General features: G+C 67.1%; 20 protein-coding genes and 1 tRNA gene. 11 read left to right on the top strand and 10 right to left on the bottom strand.

Annotated features, from left to right (window positions below; translation table 11 throughout):
* Positions 1–15: 15 nt before the first annotated feature.
* Both purE and ACFCQI_RS02295 read left to right on the top strand, forming a co-directional pair.
* Entirely contained in the window at positions 16–519 is a 504-nt protein-coding gene (gene purE, locus ACFCQI_RS02300) for a 5-(carboxyamino)imidazole ribonucleotide mutase (protein WP_395119765.1), read from the top strand.
* Positions 516–1,676, top strand: coding sequence for a 5-(carboxyamino)imidazole ribonucleotide synthase (locus tag ACFCQI_RS02295; RefSeq protein ID WP_395119764.1), 1,161 nt, complete (start codon positions 516–518; stop codon positions 1,674–1,676). The genes purE and ACFCQI_RS02295 overlap by 4 nt, the downstream gene beginning before the upstream one ends.
* Positions 1,677–1,809: 133 nt before the next feature.
* On the opposite strand, the gene sodB is transcribed toward ACFCQI_RS02295, so the two are convergent.
* Positions 1,810–2,388 (bottom strand): superoxide dismutase [Fe], encoded by a 579-nt coding sequence (gene sodB, locus ACFCQI_RS02290; RefSeq protein WP_395119763.1) that lies wholly within the window; start codon positions 2,386–2,388, stop codon positions 1,810–1,812.
* Between the two features lie 112 nt (positions 2,389–2,500).
* On the opposite strand from sodB, the gene grxD reads away from it, so the two are divergent.
* The 6 genes from grxD (at position 2,501) to ACFCQI_RS02260 (ending at position 9,501) form a co-directional block, all read left to right on the top strand.
* The gene (grxD, locus tag ACFCQI_RS02285) at positions 2,501–2,824 is read left to right on the top strand and encodes a Grx4 family monothiol glutaredoxin (protein WP_395119762.1); all 324 of its coding nucleotides are present in this window, start codon (positions 2,501–2,503) and stop codon (positions 2,822–2,824) included.
* A complete protein-coding gene (locus tag ACFCQI_RS02280; RefSeq protein ID WP_395119761.1) occupies positions 2,821–3,588 on the top strand; it encodes an SDR family NAD(P)-dependent oxidoreductase in 768 nt (255 codons plus the stop codon). Before grxD ends, ACFCQI_RS02280 begins: the two co-directional genes overlap by 4 nt.
* Before the next feature lie 83 nt (positions 3,589–3,671).
* On the top strand, positions 3,672–4,271 hold the full coding sequence (locus ACFCQI_RS02275) for a YhgN family NAAT transporter (RefSeq protein WP_395119760.1): 600 nt from the start codon (positions 3,672–3,674) through the stop codon (positions 4,269–4,271).
* Between the two features lie 270 nt (positions 4,272–4,541).
* Positions 4,542–7,781: a carboxypeptidase regulatory-like domain-containing protein gene (locus ACFCQI_RS02270; protein WP_395119759.1), complete on the top strand. Its 3,240-nt coding sequence runs from the start codon at positions 4,542–4,544 to the stop codon at positions 7,779–7,781.
* A gap of 174 nt (positions 7,782–7,955) precedes the next feature.
* Entirely contained in the window at positions 7,956–9,356 is a 1,401-nt protein-coding gene (gene ppnN / locus ACFCQI_RS02265) for a nucleotide 5'-monophosphate nucleosidase PpnN (protein WP_395119758.1), read from the top strand.
* Between the two features lie 68 nt (positions 9,357–9,424).
* Positions 9,425–9,501 (top strand) — tRNA-Asn (locus ACFCQI_RS02260).
* 99 nt (positions 9,502–9,600) lie between these two features.
* On the opposite strand, the gene ACFCQI_RS02255 is transcribed toward ACFCQI_RS02260, so the two are convergent.
* From ACFCQI_RS02255 to ACFCQI_RS02245, 3 genes are all read right to left on the bottom strand, one after another.
* The gene (locus ACFCQI_RS02255; RefSeq protein WP_395119757.1) at positions 9,601–10,173 is read right to left on the bottom strand and encodes a YkvA family protein; all 573 of its coding nucleotides are present in this window, start codon (positions 10,171–10,173) and stop codon (positions 9,601–9,603) included.
* Between the two features lie 160 nt (positions 10,174–10,333).
* Positions 10,334–10,885, bottom strand: coding sequence for a ribosome biogenesis factor YjgA (yjgA, locus tag ACFCQI_RS02250; RefSeq protein WP_395119756.1), 552 nt, complete (start codon positions 10,883–10,885; stop codon positions 10,334–10,336).
* Complete coding sequence (locus tag ACFCQI_RS02245; RefSeq protein ID WP_395119755.1) at positions 10,882–11,166, bottom strand: DUF1653 domain-containing protein; 285 nt, start codon at positions 11,164–11,166, stop codon at positions 10,882–10,884. The genes yjgA and ACFCQI_RS02245 overlap by 4 nt, the downstream gene beginning before the upstream one ends.
* A gap of 93 nt (positions 11,167–11,259) precedes the next feature.
* Here ACFCQI_RS02245 and pmbA point away from each other — a divergent pair, with 93 nt between their 5' ends.
* Complete coding sequence (gene pmbA, locus ACFCQI_RS02240; protein ID WP_395119754.1) at positions 11,260–12,627, top strand: metalloprotease PmbA; 1,368 nt, start codon at positions 11,260–11,262, stop codon at positions 12,625–12,627.
* A gap of 119 nt (positions 12,628–12,746) precedes the next feature.
* Positions 12,747–13,181, top strand: coding sequence for a DUF4870 domain-containing protein (locus ACFCQI_RS02235; protein WP_395119753.1), 435 nt, complete (start codon positions 12,747–12,749; stop codon positions 13,179–13,181).
* A 54-nt stretch (positions 13,182–13,235) separates the two neighbouring features.
* Here ACFCQI_RS02235 and ACFCQI_RS02230 read toward each other — a convergent pair whose 3' ends face one another.
* The 6 genes from ACFCQI_RS02230 to ACFCQI_RS02205 form a co-directional block, all read right to left on the bottom strand.
* Positions 13,236–14,144, bottom strand: a complete 909-nt coding sequence (locus ACFCQI_RS02230) for a polyprenyl synthetase family protein (protein WP_395119752.1) — start codon at positions 14,142–14,144, stop codon at positions 13,236–13,238.
* Positions 14,128–14,388: an exodeoxyribonuclease VII small subunit gene (locus ACFCQI_RS02225; RefSeq protein ID WP_395119751.1), complete on the bottom strand. Its 261-nt coding sequence runs from the start codon at positions 14,386–14,388 to the stop codon at positions 14,128–14,130. The genes ACFCQI_RS02230 and ACFCQI_RS02225 overlap by 17 nt, the downstream gene beginning before the upstream one ends.
* A 76-nt stretch (positions 14,389–14,464) precedes the next feature.
* Positions 14,465–15,766: a tRNA lysidine(34) synthetase TilS gene (gene tilS / locus ACFCQI_RS02220; protein WP_395119750.1), complete on the bottom strand. Its 1,302-nt coding sequence runs from the start codon at positions 15,764–15,766 to the stop codon at positions 14,465–14,467.
* Positions 15,763–16,497 (bottom strand): NYN domain-containing protein, encoded by a 735-nt coding sequence (locus tag ACFCQI_RS02215; RefSeq protein WP_395119749.1) that lies wholly within the window; start codon positions 16,495–16,497, stop codon positions 15,763–15,765. Before ACFCQI_RS02215 ends, tilS begins: the two co-directional genes overlap by 4 nt.
* Positions 16,498–16,564: 67 nt before the next feature.
* Entirely contained in the window at positions 16,565–17,779 is a 1,215-nt protein-coding gene (locus ACFCQI_RS02210; RefSeq protein WP_395119748.1) for a hypothetical protein, read from the bottom strand.
* 75 nt (positions 17,780–17,854) lie between these two features.
* The gene (locus tag ACFCQI_RS02205; protein WP_395119747.1) at positions 17,855–18,811 is read right to left on the bottom strand and encodes an acetyl-CoA carboxylase carboxyltransferase subunit alpha; all 957 of its coding nucleotides are present in this window, start codon (positions 18,809–18,811) and stop codon (positions 17,855–17,857) included.
* A gap of 160 nt (positions 18,812–18,971) precedes the next feature.
* Between ACFCQI_RS02205 and ACFCQI_RS02200 the strand changes: the two genes are divergently transcribed.
* Entirely contained in the window at positions 18,972–19,346 is a 375-nt protein-coding gene (locus ACFCQI_RS02200; protein WP_395119746.1) for a YajD family HNH nuclease, read from the top strand.
* The last annotated feature ends 12 nt before the right edge of the window (positions 19,347–19,358 follow it).

Here is a 19,358-nt window from a genome sequence, read left to right as displayed (position 1 = left end):
TTGGACACTCCGGCCATGACAGCAGCCACAGAAACACCACGCGTGGGCGTGGTGATGGGTTCGCATTCGGATTGGGAAACCATGCAGCACGCCGCCGACGTGCTGACCGAGCTGGGTGTGGCACACGAGGTTCGCGTGGTCTCGGCCCACCGTACGCCGGACCTGCTGTTCAGCTACGCCGAACAAGCGGCCGGGCGGGGTATCCAGGTCGTCGTTGCCGGCGCCGGTGGCGCCGCCCACCTGCCGGGCATGCTGGCAGCCAAGACCCGCCTGCCGGTGTTCGGCGTGCCGGTCCAGTCGAAGGCACTCAACGGCATGGACTCGCTGCTGTCGATCGCGCAGATGCCGGCAGGGGTTCCGGTCGGTACGCTGGCGATCGGACGTGCCGGGGCGGTCAATGCCGCCTTGCTGGCCGCCGCCGTGCTGGCCCTGCACGACCACGCGCTGGCCGATGCGCTGGATCAATGGCGCGCGCGCCAGACGCGAGCCGTGCTCGCCCAGCCGGACCCGCGGGCATGAGCGACCGCAAGCAGCCGGTGGTGGGCATCCTCGGCGGCGGGCAACTCGCCCGCATGCTGGCCGTGGCCGCCGCGCCGCTGGGCGCGAACTGCCTGGTCGTGGATGGCTCCGCCGATGCGTGCGCCGGCCAGGTGGCGCCGCTGGTGGTGGCCGGTTGGGACGATCGCGCCGCGCTGGAGGCGTTCGCCCGTCGGGTGGACGTGGTCACCTTCGATTTCGAGAACGTGCCGGCCGATACCGCGCACTGGCTGGCCGAACGGGTCGCCGTGCACCCGGCGCCCGAGGCGCTGGCGGTGGCGCAGGACCGGCTGGCCGAGAAAAACCTGTTCCGCGCCTGCGGCCTGCCCACCACCGAATTCATGGCGGTCGACACCCGCGAGCAGCTGGATCAGGCGCTGGCCGCGGTCGGCGCCCCGGCCATCCTCAAGACGCGTCGCCTGGGTTACGACGGCAAGGGCCAGTTCCGGCTGGCCACGGCGGCCGACGCGGATGCGGCCTGGGCGGCGCTGGGTGCCCAGGCGGCCACGCTGGGGCTGATCCTGGAAGCCTTCGTGCCGTTCGAGCGCGAGCTGTCGGTGATCGCCGTGCGCGGGCGCGACGGCGAGTTCCGCACCTGGCCGCTGACCGGCAACTGGCACGTCGACGGCGTGTTGTCGATGAGCCTCGCGCCGGCGCCGGACCTCGGCCCGCTGCAGCAGCGCGCCAGCGAACACGCGCGCATCCTGGCCGAGCGCCTGGGCTACGTCGGCGTGTTCGCGCTGGAACTGTTCGTGCGCGACGGCGAATTGCTCGGCAACGAAATGGCCCCGCGCGTGCACAACTCCGGCCATTGGACGATCGAGGGCGCGCACGCCAGCCAGTTCGAGAACCACGTGCGCGCCGTGCTCGGCCTGCCGCTGGGAGACACCAACGTGCGCGGCATGGCGGCCATGTTCAACTGGATCGGCGAGCTGCCCGATGCCGCGCCGGTGCTGCGCGGCGTGGATGCCCACTGGCATGACTACGGCAAGCAGGCGCGGCAGGGGCGCAAGGTCGGTCATGCCACCGTGTGCGCGCCCGATGCCGCCACGCTGGCGTCACGCTTGCGCGAGATCGCGCAGGCGCTGGGGCGCGAGGCGCAGGTGGCACCCGTGTTGCGTGCGCTGGCGGGCCGGTAGGATCGCACCCCCGTCTGTGCGCGAGCCTTTCGTCACGTGACCCGGAACCATCGCGCACAGGGTGCGCTCGTGCAAAAGCGGGCATGAAAAAGGCGGCGCCATTGGCGCCGCCTTTTTCCGGTGAGCCGCGGGATCAGGCCAGGTTCTTCGCCGCGAAATCCCAGTTGACCAGGTTCCAGAACGCCTCCAGATACTTCGGGCGCGCGTTGCGGTAGTCGATGTAGTAGGCGTGCTCCCACACGTCGGCGGTGAGCAGCGGCTTGTCGCTGCCGGTGATCGGCGTACCGGCGTTGGACGTGTTCACGATGCCGAGCGAGCCATCCGGGCGCTGCACCAGCCAGGTCCAGCCGGAGCCGAAGTTGCCGGCGGCGGATTTGCTGAACTCTTCCTTGAACTTGGCCACCGAGCCGAACGCCTTGTTGATCGCGTCGGCGAGCTTGCCGGTGGGTTCGCCGCCACCGTTCGGGCTCATCGAGTTCCAGTAGAAGGTGTGGTTCCAGGTCTGCGCGGCGTTGTTGAAGATGCCGCCGGAGGACTTGCGGATGATGTCCTCGAGTTTCGCGTCGGCGAACTCGGTGCCTTCGATCTGCTTGTTGAGGTTGGTCACATAGGCCTGGTGGTGCTTGCCGTAGTGGTACTCGAGCGTCTCGGCGGAGACGTGCGGCTCCAATGCATTCTTTTCGTACGGAAGCGGGGGAAGTTCGATGGCCATGAGCGACTCCTTGGGATGTTGCTGAGGGAGAAAATGTCGGCGCAACAGGTGGCGGCCGACGGGCGGCTGATACAATAGCGGCTTGCCTGCATTGTAAAGATGAAACACCACCATGGACATCAACGAGCCAATCAAGGCGATGCTGGCCGAGCATCCCATCGTGCTTTTCATGAAAGGCACGCCGCAATATCCCATGTGCGGTTTTTCAAGTCGCGCGGCGCAGGCGCTGACTCGGGCAGGAGCGACATTCCACGCAGTCAACGTGCTGGCCGATCCGCAGGTGCGCGCCGCGCTGCCGCACTTCGCGAACTGGCCGACCTTCCCGCAACTGTTCATCAACGGCGAGTTGATCGGCGGCTGCGACATCATCGAGGAGCTGATGTCCTCCGGCGAACTCGCGCGCATGGCCAGCGACGTGGCGGGGGCCGCCTCTTGAGCGGCTTGCCCGTGGCGCGCCTGCCGGCCGATTGGCAGCCCGAGGCCGGCAGCCTCGCCGGTCGCGTGATCCTGGTCACCGGCGCCTATGGCGGGCTCGGCAGCGCGGTGGTGCGCGCGGCCACGCTGGCCGGCGCCACCGTGGTCATCACCGGCAAGCGCAAGCGGCAGCTGGAGAAGCTTTACGACGCGATGCGCGAGGAGGGCCTGGCCGAGCCGGTGATCCATCCGCTGGACATGGAAGTGGCCACGCCGCGCGAGTACGCCGCACTGGCCGAGGGCTTGCAGCGCGACCTCGGCCGTCTCGACGGCATCGTGCATTGCGCGGCCAGTTTCGCCGGGCTCACGCCGATTTCCATGCAGCGGCCGGACGACTGGCTGCGCGCGATGCACGTCAACGTCAACGCGCCGTTCGCCCTGACCCAGGCTTGCATGCCACTGCTGACCGGGGCCGCCGACAGCGCCGTGGTATTCGTGCTGGACAGCCCCGACCTGCTGCGACGTGCACACTGGGGCGGTTACGGCGTGTCCAAGGCCGCGCTGGAGCGGTTGGCGGCGATCCTGCACGAGGAAACCGACGAGACTTCGCTGCGCGTGCACGCGCTGCTGCCCGCGCCGATGCGCACGGCGTTGCGCCGGCTGGCCTATTTCGGCGACGACATCATGCAGCAGCCCACGCCGGACGCCACTGCCGATGCGGCCATCTATCTGCTCGGCCCGCAGGCGCGGGCGGCACGCGGCGCGGTGCTGGACCTTCGCTCGTAGAGCTCGCGGGCAGGCTCCCGCCGCGCATCCACGATCGGGGCACGTCGCAAACCTGACTGCAGGGAGTCGAAATGGAAGCGCAAATGACCACGTTGTCGGCGGGCATCATGTTGTTCCTGATCATGGACCCGCTGGGCAACATTCCGATCTTCCTCAGCCTGCTCAAGGACGTGCCGCCGCGGCGCCGGCGCCGGGTGATGGTGCGCGAGCTGCTGATCGCGCTCGGCGTGCTGCTGGTGTTCCTGTTCGGCGGCCAGCAGTTCCTGCACCTGATGCAGCTCAAGCCCGACTCGATCAGCGTCGCCGGCGGCATCGTGCTGTTCCTGATCGGCATCCGCATGGTGTTCCCGCCGGCCGACGGCAGCGGCATCTTCGGCAAGCCGGGGCAGGGCGAGCCCTTCATCGTGCCCATGGCGATCCCCGGCGTGGCCGGGCCCTCGGCGATGGCCGCGCTGCTGCTGCTCACCAACACCCAGCCCGGGCGCACCGCGGATTGGGTGCTCGCGCTGCTGCTGGCGTGGCTGGCCACGGCGATCATCCTGCTCAGCTCGACCTACCTGTTCCGCTGGCTGGGCGAGAGCGTGCTGACCGCGCTGGAGCGCGTGATGGGCATGCTGCTGATCGCCTTGTCGGTACAGATGTTCATGTCCGGCGTGGCCTCGTTCCTGCGTTCGATGCCCTGAAAACCATGCCCCGCGGGGGCGGTTGGCCGTCGCCGGGGTGACGTGCCACTGGCATGAAAGTGTCATACAATGCCGTTAAAATTCTTTTAACAATTGGTTGGCAGAGGGAGACAGCTGCCAGCCGCCCGCATCGGTCCCGCGCGGACCGCTGCCGGGAGCCAAGCAGGACCATCAAACGCTTCGCCACCATGCCTGGGCCATCCCGGGTCGCGGCATGTTTGATTCCGTACATACTTTTCTTTTGTCGTTGACTCGAGGGACGAACAAGACATGAACAGCCGAATTCGCACCAAATTGCTGCCGTTTGCGATTGCTGCGTTGCTTGCGGGCGCGCCGGCCGCCGCCCAGAACGTGACCTCCTCCGGCGCGACGGGACGAATCGTCGACGCCAGCGGCCAGCCGGTGGCCGGAGCCACCGTGCAGATCGTGCATGAGCCGTCAGGCACCACCAAGACGGTCACCACCGACGCCGACGGCCGCTACACCGCGCAGGGCCTGCGCGTGGGCGGCCCGTTCGACATCACCGTGTCCAAGACGGGCATGGGGCAGGCGGAAAAGAACAACGTCTACCTGCAACTGGGCCAGGTCTCCTCGATCAACGTGCAGATGAGCACATCCGGGGTTCAGGCCAAGGACCTCAGCGCGGTCACGGTCACCACCTCGGCGCTCAGCCAGATTTTCTCGGCGGACAACAAGGGCCTGTCGATGAACGTCTCGCAGCGCGAGCTGGAGACGACGCCGCAGGGCAACCGTTCGATCGACGACATCGCGCGCCTCGACCCGCGCATCAACGTGACCGACCAGGGTGACGGTTCGATCTCGATGGCCGGCCTGCCGAACCGCTTCAACAACATCAGCGTCGACGGCATTTCCCAGGGCGACCCCTACGGCCTCAACGCCAATGGCCTGCCGTACCAGGGTTCGCCGATCTCGGTCGACACGATCGGCGAGTACAACATCTCCACCGCCAATTTCGACGTCACCTCCGACACGGTCGGTGCCGACATCAATGCGGTCACCAAGTCAGGCACCAACGAGTTTCACGGCTCGGTGTATTACGCCTATCGCAATGCCAACAAGATGGTCGGCAACGCCGGCTGGCTGGACAACGGCGACCGCGGTTACGACTACACCGGCTACCAGCGCGACTGGACCGGCGGCGTCACCGTGGGCGGCCCGATCATCAAGGACAAGCTGTTCTTCTTCTTCTCGGCCGAGCAGGAAAAGACCACCGGCATCGGCGCGGACTCGTCCAACGGCCTGGACCCGTCGCTGACCGGCGCGTCCACCTCCAACAAGATCTCGCCCAGCGACCTGCAGCAGGTGATCGATACCGCCAAGGCGCTTGGCCTGCAGCCGGGCAGCCTGGGCGGCGGTGCGGTCGGCCTGACCGACAAGCGCTACCTCGGCAAGATCGACTGGAACATCAGCAACGACCATCGTGCCAGCTTCACCTACCAGTACACCAAGGAGAACCAGCCCATCGTGCAGGGCAACAGCTCCAAGGAAGTGGGCCTGGACAGCTACTGGTACAGCAAGGACAGCCTGACCAAGAACGCCGCGCTGCAGTTCTACGATGACTGGAGCGAGAACTTCTCGACCGAAGCCAAGATCAGCTACCAGACGTTCGAGCAGTTGGCCGGCAACGCGATCAACCAGCCGCAGGTGAAGGTCTACCTGAGCAACGACAACAAGGGGCCGTCGGTCAACCTCGGCGAGGATCAGTACCGCCACGAGAATGCCATCAGCACCAAGAAGTGGTCGGCCTTCATCGCCGGCACCTACTTTCTTGGCGACCACACCATCAAGGGCGGCATCGACTTCCAGCGCGACCAGATCTACAACCTGTTCGGCCGCACCCAGCACGGCAATTACACGTTCTACGGGCTGACCAATTTCGCGAATCGCGACTACGACTCGTACTTCCTGTACCAGCCCGCGCCGGGCTATACCCTCAACGACGTGGCGGCACAGTGGGTGTACAGCCAGTACAGCCCGTTCATCCAGGACAGCTGGCAGGTCAACAACAACCTGTCGGTGACCTACGGCCTGCGCGTGAACATCCCGCAGTCCGACCATGCACCGTTCTACAACGCCGCCTTCCAGCAGTCGTTCGGTTACCCGAACAACAGCAGCCTGGGCAGCAAGAACAAGGTGGTCGAGCCGCGCTTCGCGTTCAACTACGCCTTCAACACCGAGCGCATGATGCAGTTGCGCGGCGGCATCGGCCTGTTCCAGACCACCCCGCCCACGGTATGGATGACCAATCCGTACCAGAACAACGGCCTCACCGTGGCCAGCTATTCGTCGTTCGATCCGGCGGATGCGCCGTTCAGCCCGGACCCGTACCACCAGAACATTCCGACCGGCACGCAAGTCCAGCCGGCGGGCGTCGTCGACACGATCGATCCCGACTTCAAGCTGCCCAGCGTGTGGAAGACCACCCTGGCATTCGATGCCGAACTGCCGTGGTGGGGTCTGATCAGCTCGGTGGAGTTGCAGCACATCCAGGCCGACAACGCGATCTTCTACAAGGCCATCAACATCGGTGCGCCGACCGGCACGATGCCTGACGGCCGCAACCAGTACTGGAAGACCCCGGGCGAGCGCGGCAGCAGCAAGGATGCCGCCGCCAATCGCGACCGGGCGTTCGACCAGCAGTCCACGCTGCTCACCAACACCGGCAAGGGCAAGTCCGACAGCCTGACCCTGGCCCTGGCCAAGCCCTTCTCGGAGAGCTGGTTCGGCAACGTGAGCCTCACCTTCAGCCATGCCACCGAGGTCAACCCGGGCAACAGCTCGCAGGCGTTCTCCGGCTACAAGTACGTGGTGCGCGAAAACGTCAACGACGAAGTGGCCGCCACTGCCGACCGCAACATTCCCAAGGCGCTCAAGGCGTCGCTGACCTGGCAGCATGCGTTCTTCGGCAACTACAAGACCAGCGTGTCGGCGTTCTACAACGGCCACAGCGGCCTGCCGTACAGCTGGATCTTCTCCGGCGACTCCAACGGCGACGGCATCACCTACCAGGACCCGATCTACATCCCGACGGTGAACGACGCGAAGGTCAGCTACGGCAGCGCGTCGCCCGAACTGATCCAGCAGTTCCAGGACTACATCGCCGGCAACAAGTACCTCAGCCGTCACCGGGGCCAGATTGCCGGTCGCAACACCGATCACTACGGCTGGGTGAATCAGCTCGACATGAGCTTCTCGCAGGAAGTGCCCGGCATCTTCAAGGGCAACAAGGGCGTCGTGCGTCTGGACGTCTACAACTTCCTCAACCTGCTCGACAGCGACTGGGGCCAGACCGTCAACGGCCAGTTCAACACGCGCACGCTGGCCGGCTACGACGGCGTGAATGCGCAAGGCCAGTACATCTACTATCTGCCCACCGACCAGAACGGCAATTATCAGCCGCAGCAGCTGATCCGCTACGACGCCGGTTCCAACCCGACACGCGTGGTGTCGCGCTGGTCGGCCATGCTGACGTTGCGTTACACGTTCTGATCGCTGCATCGTCCCGAAACGAACCGGCACCCCAGGGTGCCGGTTTTTTTTCGCCCGACGGAGAGCGCATCGGCGTCGTGCTGTCTTGACCCGATGATTCGCGCAGCGGATGCTTGGCAACCCGCCACGACACTGCATGAGGCAGTCACGTCGTCAGCGGCAGGAGAGTGGTGGATGAATGATTCCCAGGCCGGCCGTGCCGGCAAAGCGGGCACGGTGAGCGCCCGCATCACGCCGATCGGCGGGCTCGACGTGCTCTCGCGGCACGAGGTGGCGCGACTGCGTGGCGCCAGCGGTTCGGGGCTGCACGCGCTGCTGCGGCGCTGCGCGCTGGCGGTGCTGACTTCCGGCAACTTCAGCGACGATCCGCGCGCGATGCTGGAGCAATACCCCGATTTCGACATCCAGGTGCTGCAGCAGGACCGCGGCATGAAGATCGAGCTCTCGAACGCACCGGCACAAGCGTTCGTCGATGGCGAGATCATCCGCGGCATCAACGAGCTGCTGGTCGCGGTGGTGCGCGACATCGTCTACGTGTCGACCCAGCTCGAACAGGTCGGCTTCGACCTGGATCTTTCCGCGGGCCTGACCCAGGGTGTGTTCGAGATCCTGCGCAACGCCCGCATCCTGAAGCCGCAGGTCGACCCGAACCTGGTGGTGTGCTGGGGCGGCCACTCGATCTCGCGTGAGGAATACGACTACTCCAAGCTCGTCGGCTACCAGCTCGGCCTGCGCGGGCTGGACATCTGCACGGGCTGCGGCCCGGGCGCGATGAAGGGGCCGATGAAGGGCGCCACCATCTCGCACGCCAAGCAGCGGCGCCGGCACAACCGCTACATCGGCATCACCGAGCCGGGCATCATCGCGGCCGAGTCGCCGAACCCGATCGTCAACCACCTGGTGATCATGCCGGACATCGAGAAGCGGCTGGAGGCGTTCGTGCGCCTGGGCCACGGCATCATCGTGTTCCCCGGCGGCGTCGGCACGGCGGAGGAGATCCTCTACCTGCTCGGCATCCTGCTGCACCCGGACAACGCCAGCACGCCGTTCCCGCTGATCTTCACCGGGCCGCGCCATTCGGCCGCCTATTTCGAACAGATCGACCGCTTCCTGCGGCTGACCCTCGGCGACGAGGTGGCACGGCATTACCAGATCATCGTCGACGATCCGCAGGCAGTGGCGCGCACGATGGTCACGGGGCTGGAGAAAGTGCGCCACAACCGGCTCGACACCAAGGACGCGTTCTTCTTCAACTGGGCGTTGCAGATTCCCGTGGAATTCCAGCAACCGTTCCGGCCCACGCACGAGGCGATGGGTGCGCTGCAGATCCGCCACGGCCGCCCGCGTCACGAGCTTGCCGCCGACTTGCGGCGGGCGTTCTCCGGCATCGTCGCCGGCAACGTGAAGGAAGAGGGCGTGCAGGCGATCGAGCGCAACGGGCCGTTCGCCATCGATGGCGATGTCGACATCATGCGCGCGCTGGACCAGCTGCTGCAGGCCTTCGTGCAGCAGCACCGCATGAAGTTGCCGGGCGGTTCGGCCTACGTGCCTTGCTATCGCGTGATCACCCACTGAATCGGCGGCGGATCATGCGGCCGGCGGCTTGACAGTACGCCGCCGCGTCGACAAACTACGCAGCTCCCGCCCGAATAGCTCAGCTGGTTAGAGCACTTGACTGTTAATCAGGGGGTCGTTGGTTCGAGTCCAACTTCGGGCGCCAGATGCAAGACAAAGGCCGGCAGGAAACTGCCGGCCTTTGTCGTTGGCGGAAACGACGAAGGGCGCCGCAGCGCCCTTCGCGGGTGAGGCCGATGCCGCCTCAGCGCACCTTGAACAGTACCGGCGTCCAGCTGCCGCCGGCATAGGCTTCGCGGCGGCGGCGGTGCATGCGTTCGATGGCCTCCTGGCGGCGAACCTCGGCCCATTCCACGCGGTTCAGCATCAGGCCGGCCTTACTTTCGCCGCGGCGGGTGGCCTCATTGTCGCGCCAGAGGCGGAAGTCGTCGTAGGCCTCGATTTCGTACTGCAGCTCGCGCATGCACAGCTCGATCATGATGGCGTCGTCGAGGAAGCCCAGTACGGGAACATTGTCGGGGAGGACGTCATCCTGGCTGGAGAAGTACGCAAGCGCGGCCAGCACGTTGTTGCGATCCTCCTCGGGCAGGGCGAAACCGGCGTCCTCGATCATGCTGATCATGGTGTCCAGGTGCTTCAGGCGATTGGCGACGAAGTCGGGCAGTTCCGCGCGATTGGTTTCCTCGAGCAGCTTGCGCGCGGCGCCGACGATGCTGATGGCATCCACGGTGTCCACCTGCTTTCGCGCCTCGGTGATGCTGTCGACGAACAGCTTCAGGTCAGCGTCGCTGAGGGTGATGTGCAGTTCCAGGCTCATGGTTGGCGACTCGCGAGGCGGTGGGAAAAGATTGCCAGCCTATGCCAGCCGGCGCATGGCCGTCAATTGGCAGGGGCCGACTCCGCGCGTCCTTGCGACGGGCGATGCAGGGCAGTTCGCGAGCTGCTGCAGCGGACGACGCGGACGTGCGTCGGCGCGCTCAGGAAGCGTCGGAATTGCCGGCGGTCAGTTCCTTCAGCAACTGGAAGATTTCGCGAAAGGCGCGGGGCGGCTTGTTCGGCGTCTCCCGCTCCAGCCGCGCCTGGCGCACCAGTGAGCGCAGGTGCTGGCGATCGACCTGCGGGTGTTCGGCGATCACTTCGGCCAGTGCCGCGTCGTCACCGTCGACCAGCCGGTCGCGGATCGCTTCCAGACGATGCATCGCAGCGGTGTCCTGGCGCTGCTTCTCGCGGTTCTCGCCGAGCTCGGCGCGCACGGCGGCGAAATCCTCCTCGCCGAAGCGGCGCATGACCTTGGCCAGGAACGCCATCTGGCGCTTCCTGGCGCCGTGTGCGGTGATGCGACGGGTGATCTCGATCTCGCGGCGCACGTCGTCGGGGAGGTCGAGCTTGGCCAGCCGGCTGGCGGGCAGCTCGACCAGTTGGCCGGCGAGCGTCAGCACGGCGAGCGCCTCGCGTCGCTGCTGGGTGCGGCTGGGGCCGTAGTCCTGTTCGTCGAGTTCGGTCTGGTTGCGGCTGCGGCTGGGGCTCACGGGTTCATTCCGGCAGGGGCGGGTGGATCGTCGGCGGCGTTGCCGGCGGGGTCGGCTTCGGCCTGCTCCAGCGCAAAGCGTGCCGTCGGCGTACCGTGCAGATCAATGGTTTCGGTGAACATGGCGGCCGGCCGCACCCACAGGCCATGTTCGCCGTAGAGTGCCTGATAGACCACCATCGACTCCAGCGTCTCGCTGTGCCGCGCGGTACCCAGCACGCGATAACGCCGGCCCTTGTAGTGGCGATAGATGCCCGGGGCAGGTGGCGAGGGAAGGCTCATGGCTCCTTTCATTCTCCCGCCGCGCCCCCATGTGAACGCTCTGGCGATTGCGAGCCGCCTATTCTACCCGCCCCTTGCCCAGGAAAGACCAACGTGAGTGAAGTCGTCGTCAGCCGCGATAGCAGTACATCCGAACTGGATCGACTCGCCGAGTTGGCCGAGGACGTGATCCGCCGCGCGCGGATCGCCGGCGCCAGCCAGGCCGAAGTGGCCGCCACCATCGACACCGGGCTCAGCGTGAATGTGCGCCTCGGCGAGGTGGAAACGGTCGAGCACACCCGCGATCGCGGCTTCGGGCTCACGGTGTATTTTGGCCAGCGCAAGGGCTCGGCGAGCACGGCCGACCTCCATCCCGACTCGATCCAGGCGACGCTGGACCAGGCCTGCGCGATTGCGCGCTACACCGAGGCCGATCCCGCCGCCGGACTGGCCGATGCCTCGCGCATGGCCAGCGCGTTCCCGGAACTGGACCTGTGGCACCCCTGGGACATCGACACCACGCAGGCGATCGAGCTGGGCATCGCGATCGAGGATGCCGGGCGCGCACATGCCGGCATCAGCAACTCCGATGGCGCCTCCGTGCAGGCCGGGCAGGGTCTGTCCGTGTACGCGAACTCGCACGGTTTCGTGGGCCGCGAGCGCGGCACCCGCCACGCGTTGTCGCTGGCGCTGATCGCCGGCGACGAGGATGGCATGCAGCGCGATTACTGGTACGACAGCGTGCGCGCGGCGGGCGATTTCATCAGCGCGAAGGCGCTCGGCGACAAGGCCGCCGAGCGCACGCTGGCGCGGCTTGGGGCGCGCGGCCTGTCCACCCGGCAATGCCCGGTGCTGTTCGCGCCGGAGCTTGCGCGCGGCGTGATCGGGCATCTGCTCGGGGCGGTCAGCGGTGGCTCGCTGTATCGGCGGGCCAGCTTCCTGCTCGACCATGTGGGCCAAGCGGTGATGCCTGCATGGTTGAATATCGACGAGCGGCCGCATCTTCAGCGCGGCCAGGGCTCGGCCAATTTCGATGCCGAGGGCGTGGCCACGCGCGACAGCGCCCTGATCGAAGGCGGCGTGCTGGCGCGCTACATGCTGGGCAGCTATTCGGCGCGCAAGCTCGGCATGGAATCCACCGGCAACGCCGGCGGCGTGCACAATCTGGTGGTGGCCGCGGGCGCGGCCGATGGCGAGGCGTCCGATTTCGCCGGCATGCTGCGGCGCCTGGGCACCGGTCTGCTGGTCACCGAGGTGATGGGCCAGGGCGTATCGATCGTCACTGGCGATTATTCGCGTGGGGCCGCCGGTTTCTGGGTGGAGCACGGCCGCATCGTGCATCCGGTGGAAGGCATCACCATCGCCGCCAACCTGCGCGACATGTTCGCCGGCATCGTGGCGGTTGGCGACGATGTCGATCCGCGCTCGCCGGTCCTCACCGGCTCGATCCTGCTCGATCGCATGACCGTCGCTGGCGAGTAGCCGCGCCTCCGGCGGGGTTGGGCGTGTTGGCAGGTTCTTGCGGCAAAGCGGCGCAAGCCTTGCTAGCATCGGCACGACCGGCAAGCGGCCGGTGAGCTTCGACGTCGAAGGAGATGCGCATGAGCGTTCCACCCGAATCCGTCATCCCGCCCGCGCCGACCGATCCGGCGCCGGGCGTTCCGCCTGCCGAGGAAAGACAGTGGGCGATGTTTGCGCATCTGTCCGCGCTGCTCGGTGCGATCCTCACCGGTGCGCTGGGCGGCGGCTGGGGCTGCTTCATCGGCCCGCTGGTGATCTGGCTCATCAAGAAGGACACCATGCCGTTCGTCAACGACCAGGGCAAGGAGGCGCTGAACTTCAACATCACGGTGGCCATCGCGTTCGTGGTGCTGTTCCTGCTCTCGGTGATGACGTTCGGCATCGGCCTGGTCATCGCGATCCCGCTGTGGTTCATCATCGGCATCGCCTGGCTGGTGTTCACCATCATCGCCGCGATCAAGGCCAACGAGGGCGTGACGTATCGCTACCCGTTCACGCTGCGCCTGATCAAGTAGTTCGGCGAGTGGATTGAAAAGGCGGCCTGCGGGCCGCCTTTTCGTTGCCGCGAATCAACGCGTGCGATGCGCCGCGTAGCGGGCCAGCTCTTGCAGCAGCACGGCGCGCGCGCCCCACGGCGTGATCGCCGCCAGCGCGGCATCGGTCAGTTCGGCCAGCCGTGCGCGCGAGGCGTCGAGGCCGATGATCGAGGGGAAGGTGGGCTTGACCGCGGCGGCGTCCTTGCCGGCAGTCTTGCCGATCACTTCAGGGTCGCCTTCCACGTCCAGGATGTCGTCGCGCACCTGGAAGGCCAGCCCGACGGCGCTGGCGTAGCGGTCCAGCGCCTGCAGCGCGTCGTCGTCCGCCGCAGCGACCAGCGCGCCGAGGCGCACCGAGGCGCGGATCAGCGCGCCGGTCTTGCAGCCATGCATGTATTCCAGTTCGGCCAGCTCCAGCGGACGCCCGACCGCGGCCAGGTCGAGCGCCTGCCCGCCGGCCATGCCGTCGGCGCCGCAGGCGCGACCCAGCGTTTGCAGCATCGCGATGCGCACGCGGGCGTCGATGGCACCGGCCTCTTCGGCGGCGAGCACCTCGAACGCCAGCGCCTGCAGCGCGTCGCCGGCGAGGATCGCCATCGCCTCGCCGAACACCACGTGGCAGGTCGGCCGGCCGCGGCGCAGCGCGTCGTCGTCCATGGCGGGCAGGTCGTCGTGCACCAGCGAGTAGGCGTGGATCAGTTCCACCGCGCAGGCGGCGGCGTCCAGTGCCGGACCGTCTTCGTCCAGCGCGTGCGCGGTGGCGTAGACCAGCATCGGGCGCAGCCGCTTGCCGCCGCCCATCACGGCATAGTGCATGGCGCGACGCAGATGGTCGGTGGCGTGGGCGGCCGGGGGCAGGCAGCGTTGCAGCGCGCGCTCGGCGCGGGCAACCAGCGACTGCAGGGCAGGGCCGAGTTCGGCGGACTCAGAGTTCGGGTTCAAACGGTTCGGCGCGGTCGGGGGCATCGGGGTCCAGCAGCAGGCGCACGCGCAGTTCCGCTTGTTGCAGCGACTGCTGGCAATGACGGAACAGGCCGATGCCGCGCTCGAACGAGGCAAGCGATTCGTCGAGGCTCAACTCGCCGCCTTCCATCCGGGTGACCAGTTGCTCCAGCTCGTCGAGCGAGTGTTCGAAATCGACGGCGGGAGCGGGGTCGGCAACGGTCTTGGGAGCGGTCTTGGCCATGGCCCGCAACGCTAGCGCAGCGCGGCGGGCGAATCAATCGGCGCGGCGTCGTCGCAAGCCGCGGGCGTGATCTGGATCAGCGTCCGGGGCGCCAGCGGGGCTGCGCGCCGCAGCGTTCGAACAGCTCGGCACCGCGGGCGTTGATCCAGCGGTCGGCCACGGCGATCAGCTCGCCATCGGCATACAGCAGCGGACACGCGTCGCGTCGCCACGGCGGCATCTGCGCCTGCTGGAACAGGTTGCGCAACTCGCGCGTGTGCGGGTTGCCCGCCGGGCGGATGCGCTCGCCGCCGCGGCGCATGCGCACTTGCAGCGGTTGCGCCAGGCGGGTGGCCGGCGCCGTCAGCGCCAGTTCGCCGCCGTCCGGCAGCGCCAGCGGTTCGCCGCTCCAGCGCTGTTGCCAGTCGGGGTCGATCGGTGCCTGTGTCGGCAGGGCCCACAATCGCTGCTTCCAGATGTGCAACTCGGTGCCGGCCCAGCGCACGCACGGCAACTGGCCGGCACGTGCATCGCACTGGCGCTCGATCTGCCGGCGCTGCGCCGCACCGGGAGCGGCCAGTCCGCGCAGGTGCAGCCAGTGGTCGAGCAGCGGTTCGCGCAATGCGGGCAGCAGCGCGCGCCAGCCGGGCAGGTCGAGGCTGCCGCTGGCGTGGTCGTGCAGGGCATCGAACGCGGGGAGCCATTGGCTGCGCAGTGCGTCGGCGGCATCGCGGCTCAGCGCGGCGCTGTGCAGGATCGAGTCGCAGGCCTGCGGCCAGTAACGCAGCAGCCCCGGCAGGATTTCATGGCGCAGGCGATTGCGCGCGAGGCGGATGTCGGCGTTGGAGGGGTCGTCGATGCAGTCGAGTTGGTGGGCGGCGACGTAGTCGAGCAGCGTGGCCCGCGGCAGCTCCAGCAGGGGGCGCCAGAGTTGGCCGGCGCCGAACGGTCGTCGTACGCGCATCCCGCCCAGGCCCTCCGGCCCTGCGCCGCGCAGCAATTTCAGCAGTACGGTCTCGACCTGGTCGTCGCGATGGTGGCCGAACAGCAGCCACTCGCCATCGTGCAGCAGGTCGGCCAGCGCAGCATGGCGGACGTGCCGCGCAGCGGCCTCCAGGCCCTTGCCGCCATCGCGCGGCACGTCCACGCGCACCAGCGCGCAAGGCACGTCGAGGTCCTGGCAGAAGCGAGCGCAGTGTGCCGCCCAACGCGCGCTGTCGGCATGCAAGCCATGATCGACGTGCGCCGCGCGCAACCCGCGTTCCCGGGCCAGCGGTTCGCGGGCCAGCGCGTGCAGCAGGGCGCTGGAATCGGGGCCGCCGCTGAAGGCGACACAGATCGGCGCGGGTGCTGTCGCGGTCAGCGCCGCGAGTAGATGGGCTTGCAGCGGGTCGCTCATTTCTTGTCGGCGCGGGACCGCACGTAAATGTGCTTGCCGTTGCCGATCTGGCGCTCCTCGGTGTCGAACAGGCCGATGCCCTTGATCAGGCCGCTCAGTTTTGCGTAGCCATAGTTGCGCGAGTCGAAGTCGGGCGACTGCTTGTTGATGATGCTGCCGACCGGCCCGAGGCTGGCCCAGCCGGTCTCGTCGGACGCGGCCTCGATCGCATTGCGCAGCATGTTCATCAATTTGCTGTCGCCGCGCAGTTCCTTCGCCGAGCGCTGTTTCGGTGCCGTCTCGGTTTCGGTCTCGCTGGTGCCAGCCAGCACCTCGGTATAGATGAATTTGTCGCAGGCGGTGCGGAACGGCTCCGGCGTCTTCTTCTCGCCGAAACCGTAGACGATGCGCCCGGATTCGCGGATGCGCGAGGCGAGGCGGGTGAAATCGCTGTCGCTGGAGACGATGCAGAAGCCGTCGAAGCGCTCGGCGTAGAGCAGGTCCATCGCGTCGATGATCATCGCCGAGTCGGTGGCGTTCTTGCCGACCGTGTAGCGGAACTGCTGGATCGGCTGGATCGAGTAGCGCAGCAGCGCTTCCTTCCAGCCGTTCAAGTCCGGCTTGGTCCAGTCGCCGTAGATGCGCTTGACGTGGGCGGTGCCGTATTTGGCGATCTCGGCCAGCAGGCCCTCGACGATCGCCGGGCGCGCATTGTCGGCATCGATCAGTACGGCGAGCTTGTCGTGGGCCATGGCGGTGTCCGGCAGCGGAAGGTGGGTCGATGGTAGCGCGCGCCGGCGCGCGGGTGCCTGACGGGCCTCACTGGAGTACGCCGCCCTCGCGCAAGGATTGCTTCAAGGTGTCCACGTCTTTCCAACCGCTGAACTTCGTCACCAGTTGACCATGACGGAATAGGTAGAAGGTGGGCATGGCCCAGCTGTCGAGCATGGACCACTCGCTGTCGTGCCAGGCGATGTGGATCGGTTGATCCGGAAACTCGCGGTTCCAGTCGCTGACCGCGTCGAGCTGCTCGTTCTGGCTGGCCAGCCAGATGGCGTTGCCGGCAAAAAGGGAGCGCAACTGGGCGTCTGCACGGATCGCGCGCGCGGCATCCCGCGAGAAGTGGCAGGACGCCACTACCACGATGCGCAATGGCGCGGACAGATCGAAGGATTGGCGTGCCATGGTGCCGGTGCGTGCATCCACGGTCAGTGCGGTCGGTTGTCCCGGCGGCGGCGATGCGGCACGGCGGAACGTCGGAATGACGGGGATGCCCATCTCCGGGTGATGTCGCGCCAGGGTGTTCGCGGCATCGAAATCGCGGCCGGTGATCAGCGCCTGGTGGAGGCGCGCATAGTCCTTGTCCGATGCCATGCCTCGTCGGTGCATTTCAGCCAGATCCATCCGCAGCTGGGCGATGTGGGTCGGGCTTGGCGCGTGGAACACCACGGCTTCCGCTGCGCGCTTGAGCAGCCTCAGGTCAGTGTGGCTGGCCAGGCGCAGGCTCTCAGGCGTTTGTGCATCGCCGAACAGTCGGTCGTAACGTCGTTCGACCCAGGTGGAGCGCTCGGCAGGGGACGGTGAGGGGACGGTTTCCTGCACAACGAACTCGTCATAGCGTCGCTCCAGCATGCTCTCGCCGCATGTGTCGACGGCGCATCCCCGGCTGGCGGCGTCCTGCGTGCGTTCATGGTTTCGGCGGGACTGCTCGGCGGGTGTCAGTCCGTCGACGGCATGGCTTTGCGCGCCGAACAGGGCAAGCAGCTGCACGATCTGTGGGCGCGTCAGCTCGTTGGCCGGGTCCTCCAGCGACATGCCGCGCAGGCCGTGTGGACCGAAGTCGAGCTGGGCAAGAAACCGTTTGCGCCCGCCAGGCGACAAGTCGTCCAGCGGCGAAGTGCCTGGCTGCGTGTCATGCAGATAGCGCGCCAGTGCCGCTCTTGAGGTGATCGGCGCGGGTGCGGTCGACGAGGCAACCACGATGCACGCTGGGGAAAGGCAGAGAACCAGGACGGCAAGTTGCACGCGATTCATGGCGGGCCTCGTGGTGCAGCCAGTCAGGGCCCGGCATCGGGTGGCTGGTGCACCGCCGATCGGTCGCTGGCGAAGTTATTCCTGATAAGCCCCGTAGCTGCGCAGGCGCTTGTAGCGCTGTTCGAGCAGGTCGGGGACCGGCATCGCCTGCAGCTCGTCGAGCTGGTTCAGCAGCACGGCTTTCAGGCGGATCGCCATCGAGCGCGGGTTGCGGTGGGCGCCGCCGAGCGGCTCGCGGATGAGCTTGTCGATCAGGCCCAGTTCGAGCAGGCGCGGGGCGGTCATGCCCAGGGCCTCGGCGGCGTCTTTTACCTTGTCGGCGCTCTTCCACAGGATCGAGGCGCAGCCTTCGGGCGAGATCACCGAATAGGTGGAGTACTGCAGCATGTTGGTGCGGTCGCCGACGCCGATCGCCAGCGCGCCGCCGGAGCCGCCCTCGCCGATCACGGTGCAGATGATCGGTACCTTGAGTTCGGCCATTTCCAGCAGGTTGCGCGCGATCGCCTCGCTTTGCCCGCGCTCTTCGGCGCCGACGCCGGGGTAGGCGCCCGGGGTGTCGATCAGGGTCAGCAGGGGCAAGCCGAAACGCTCGGCCATCTGCATCAGGCGCAGCGCCTTGCGGTAGCCCTCGGGGCGCGGCATGCCGAAGTTGCGGCGCACCTTGGTCTTGGTGTCGCGGCCCTTCTGGTGGCCGATGATCATCACCGGCCGGCCGTTGATGCGGCCCAGGCCGCCCACGATGGCAGCGTCCTCGGCGTACATGCGGTCGCCGGCCAGTTCGTGGAACTCCTCGCAGATCACGCCGATGTAGTCGAGCGTGTAGGGCCGCGCCGGGTGGCGGGAAAGCTGGGTGGTCTGCCAGGAATTGAGGTTGCGGAAGATGTCCGCCGTCTTCACCTTCACCTTCTGCCGCAGGCGCGCCACTTCCTCGTCGATGTTGAACGCCTGGCCATCGCTGGCGTGGCGAAGCTCCTCGATCTTCGCATCCAGTTCGGCGATGGGTTGTTCGAAATCGAGGAAGTTGGGGTTCATTCGTTGCTGTTCATTGCACGGAAGCGCTCAAGTATACCGTTCCGCAAGAAAAGGCGAGAACGGCGCCGTATGGCCGTGATCGGGTCGACAGATGCCTGCCGCGGACGCGGTGATTGCGTTATCGTCCGCCCCATCGAGCACCCGCCGCCGGATCGCCGCCATGCCCAGCAAACCCATCGACAACGCGAAACTCGACCGCATCGTGGCCGAGGCGCGACGCGCCGCCGAGCAGCGCGAGCTGGGCTATCGCGAGCGGGCGCTGAAGATGTATCCGTGGGTGTGCGGTCGCTGCGCCCGCGAGTTCACCCGCGCCAATCTGCAGGAACTGACCGTGCACCACCGCAACCACGATCACGACTTCAACCCGGCCGACGGCAGCAACTGGGAACTGCTGTGCGTGTACTGCCACGACAACGAGCACGCGCGGCATATCGACCACGTGCGCGGCGGGGTGATGGCAGTGGAGGAAGCGCCGCCGGCGACGGGCAATCCGTTTGCCGACCTGAAGGCGATGATGGAGCGGGGCGGCAAGTAATCCCGCGAAGGC

Source organism: Rhodanobacter sp. FW102-FHT14D06 (assembly GCF_043950705.1).
Lineage (GTDB): Bacteria > Pseudomonadota > Gammaproteobacteria > Xanthomonadales > Rhodanobacteraceae > Rhodanobacter.
The sequence above is the reverse complement of the archived record's forward strand: the minus strand, read 5'-3'. Positions and strand labels throughout refer to the sequence as shown.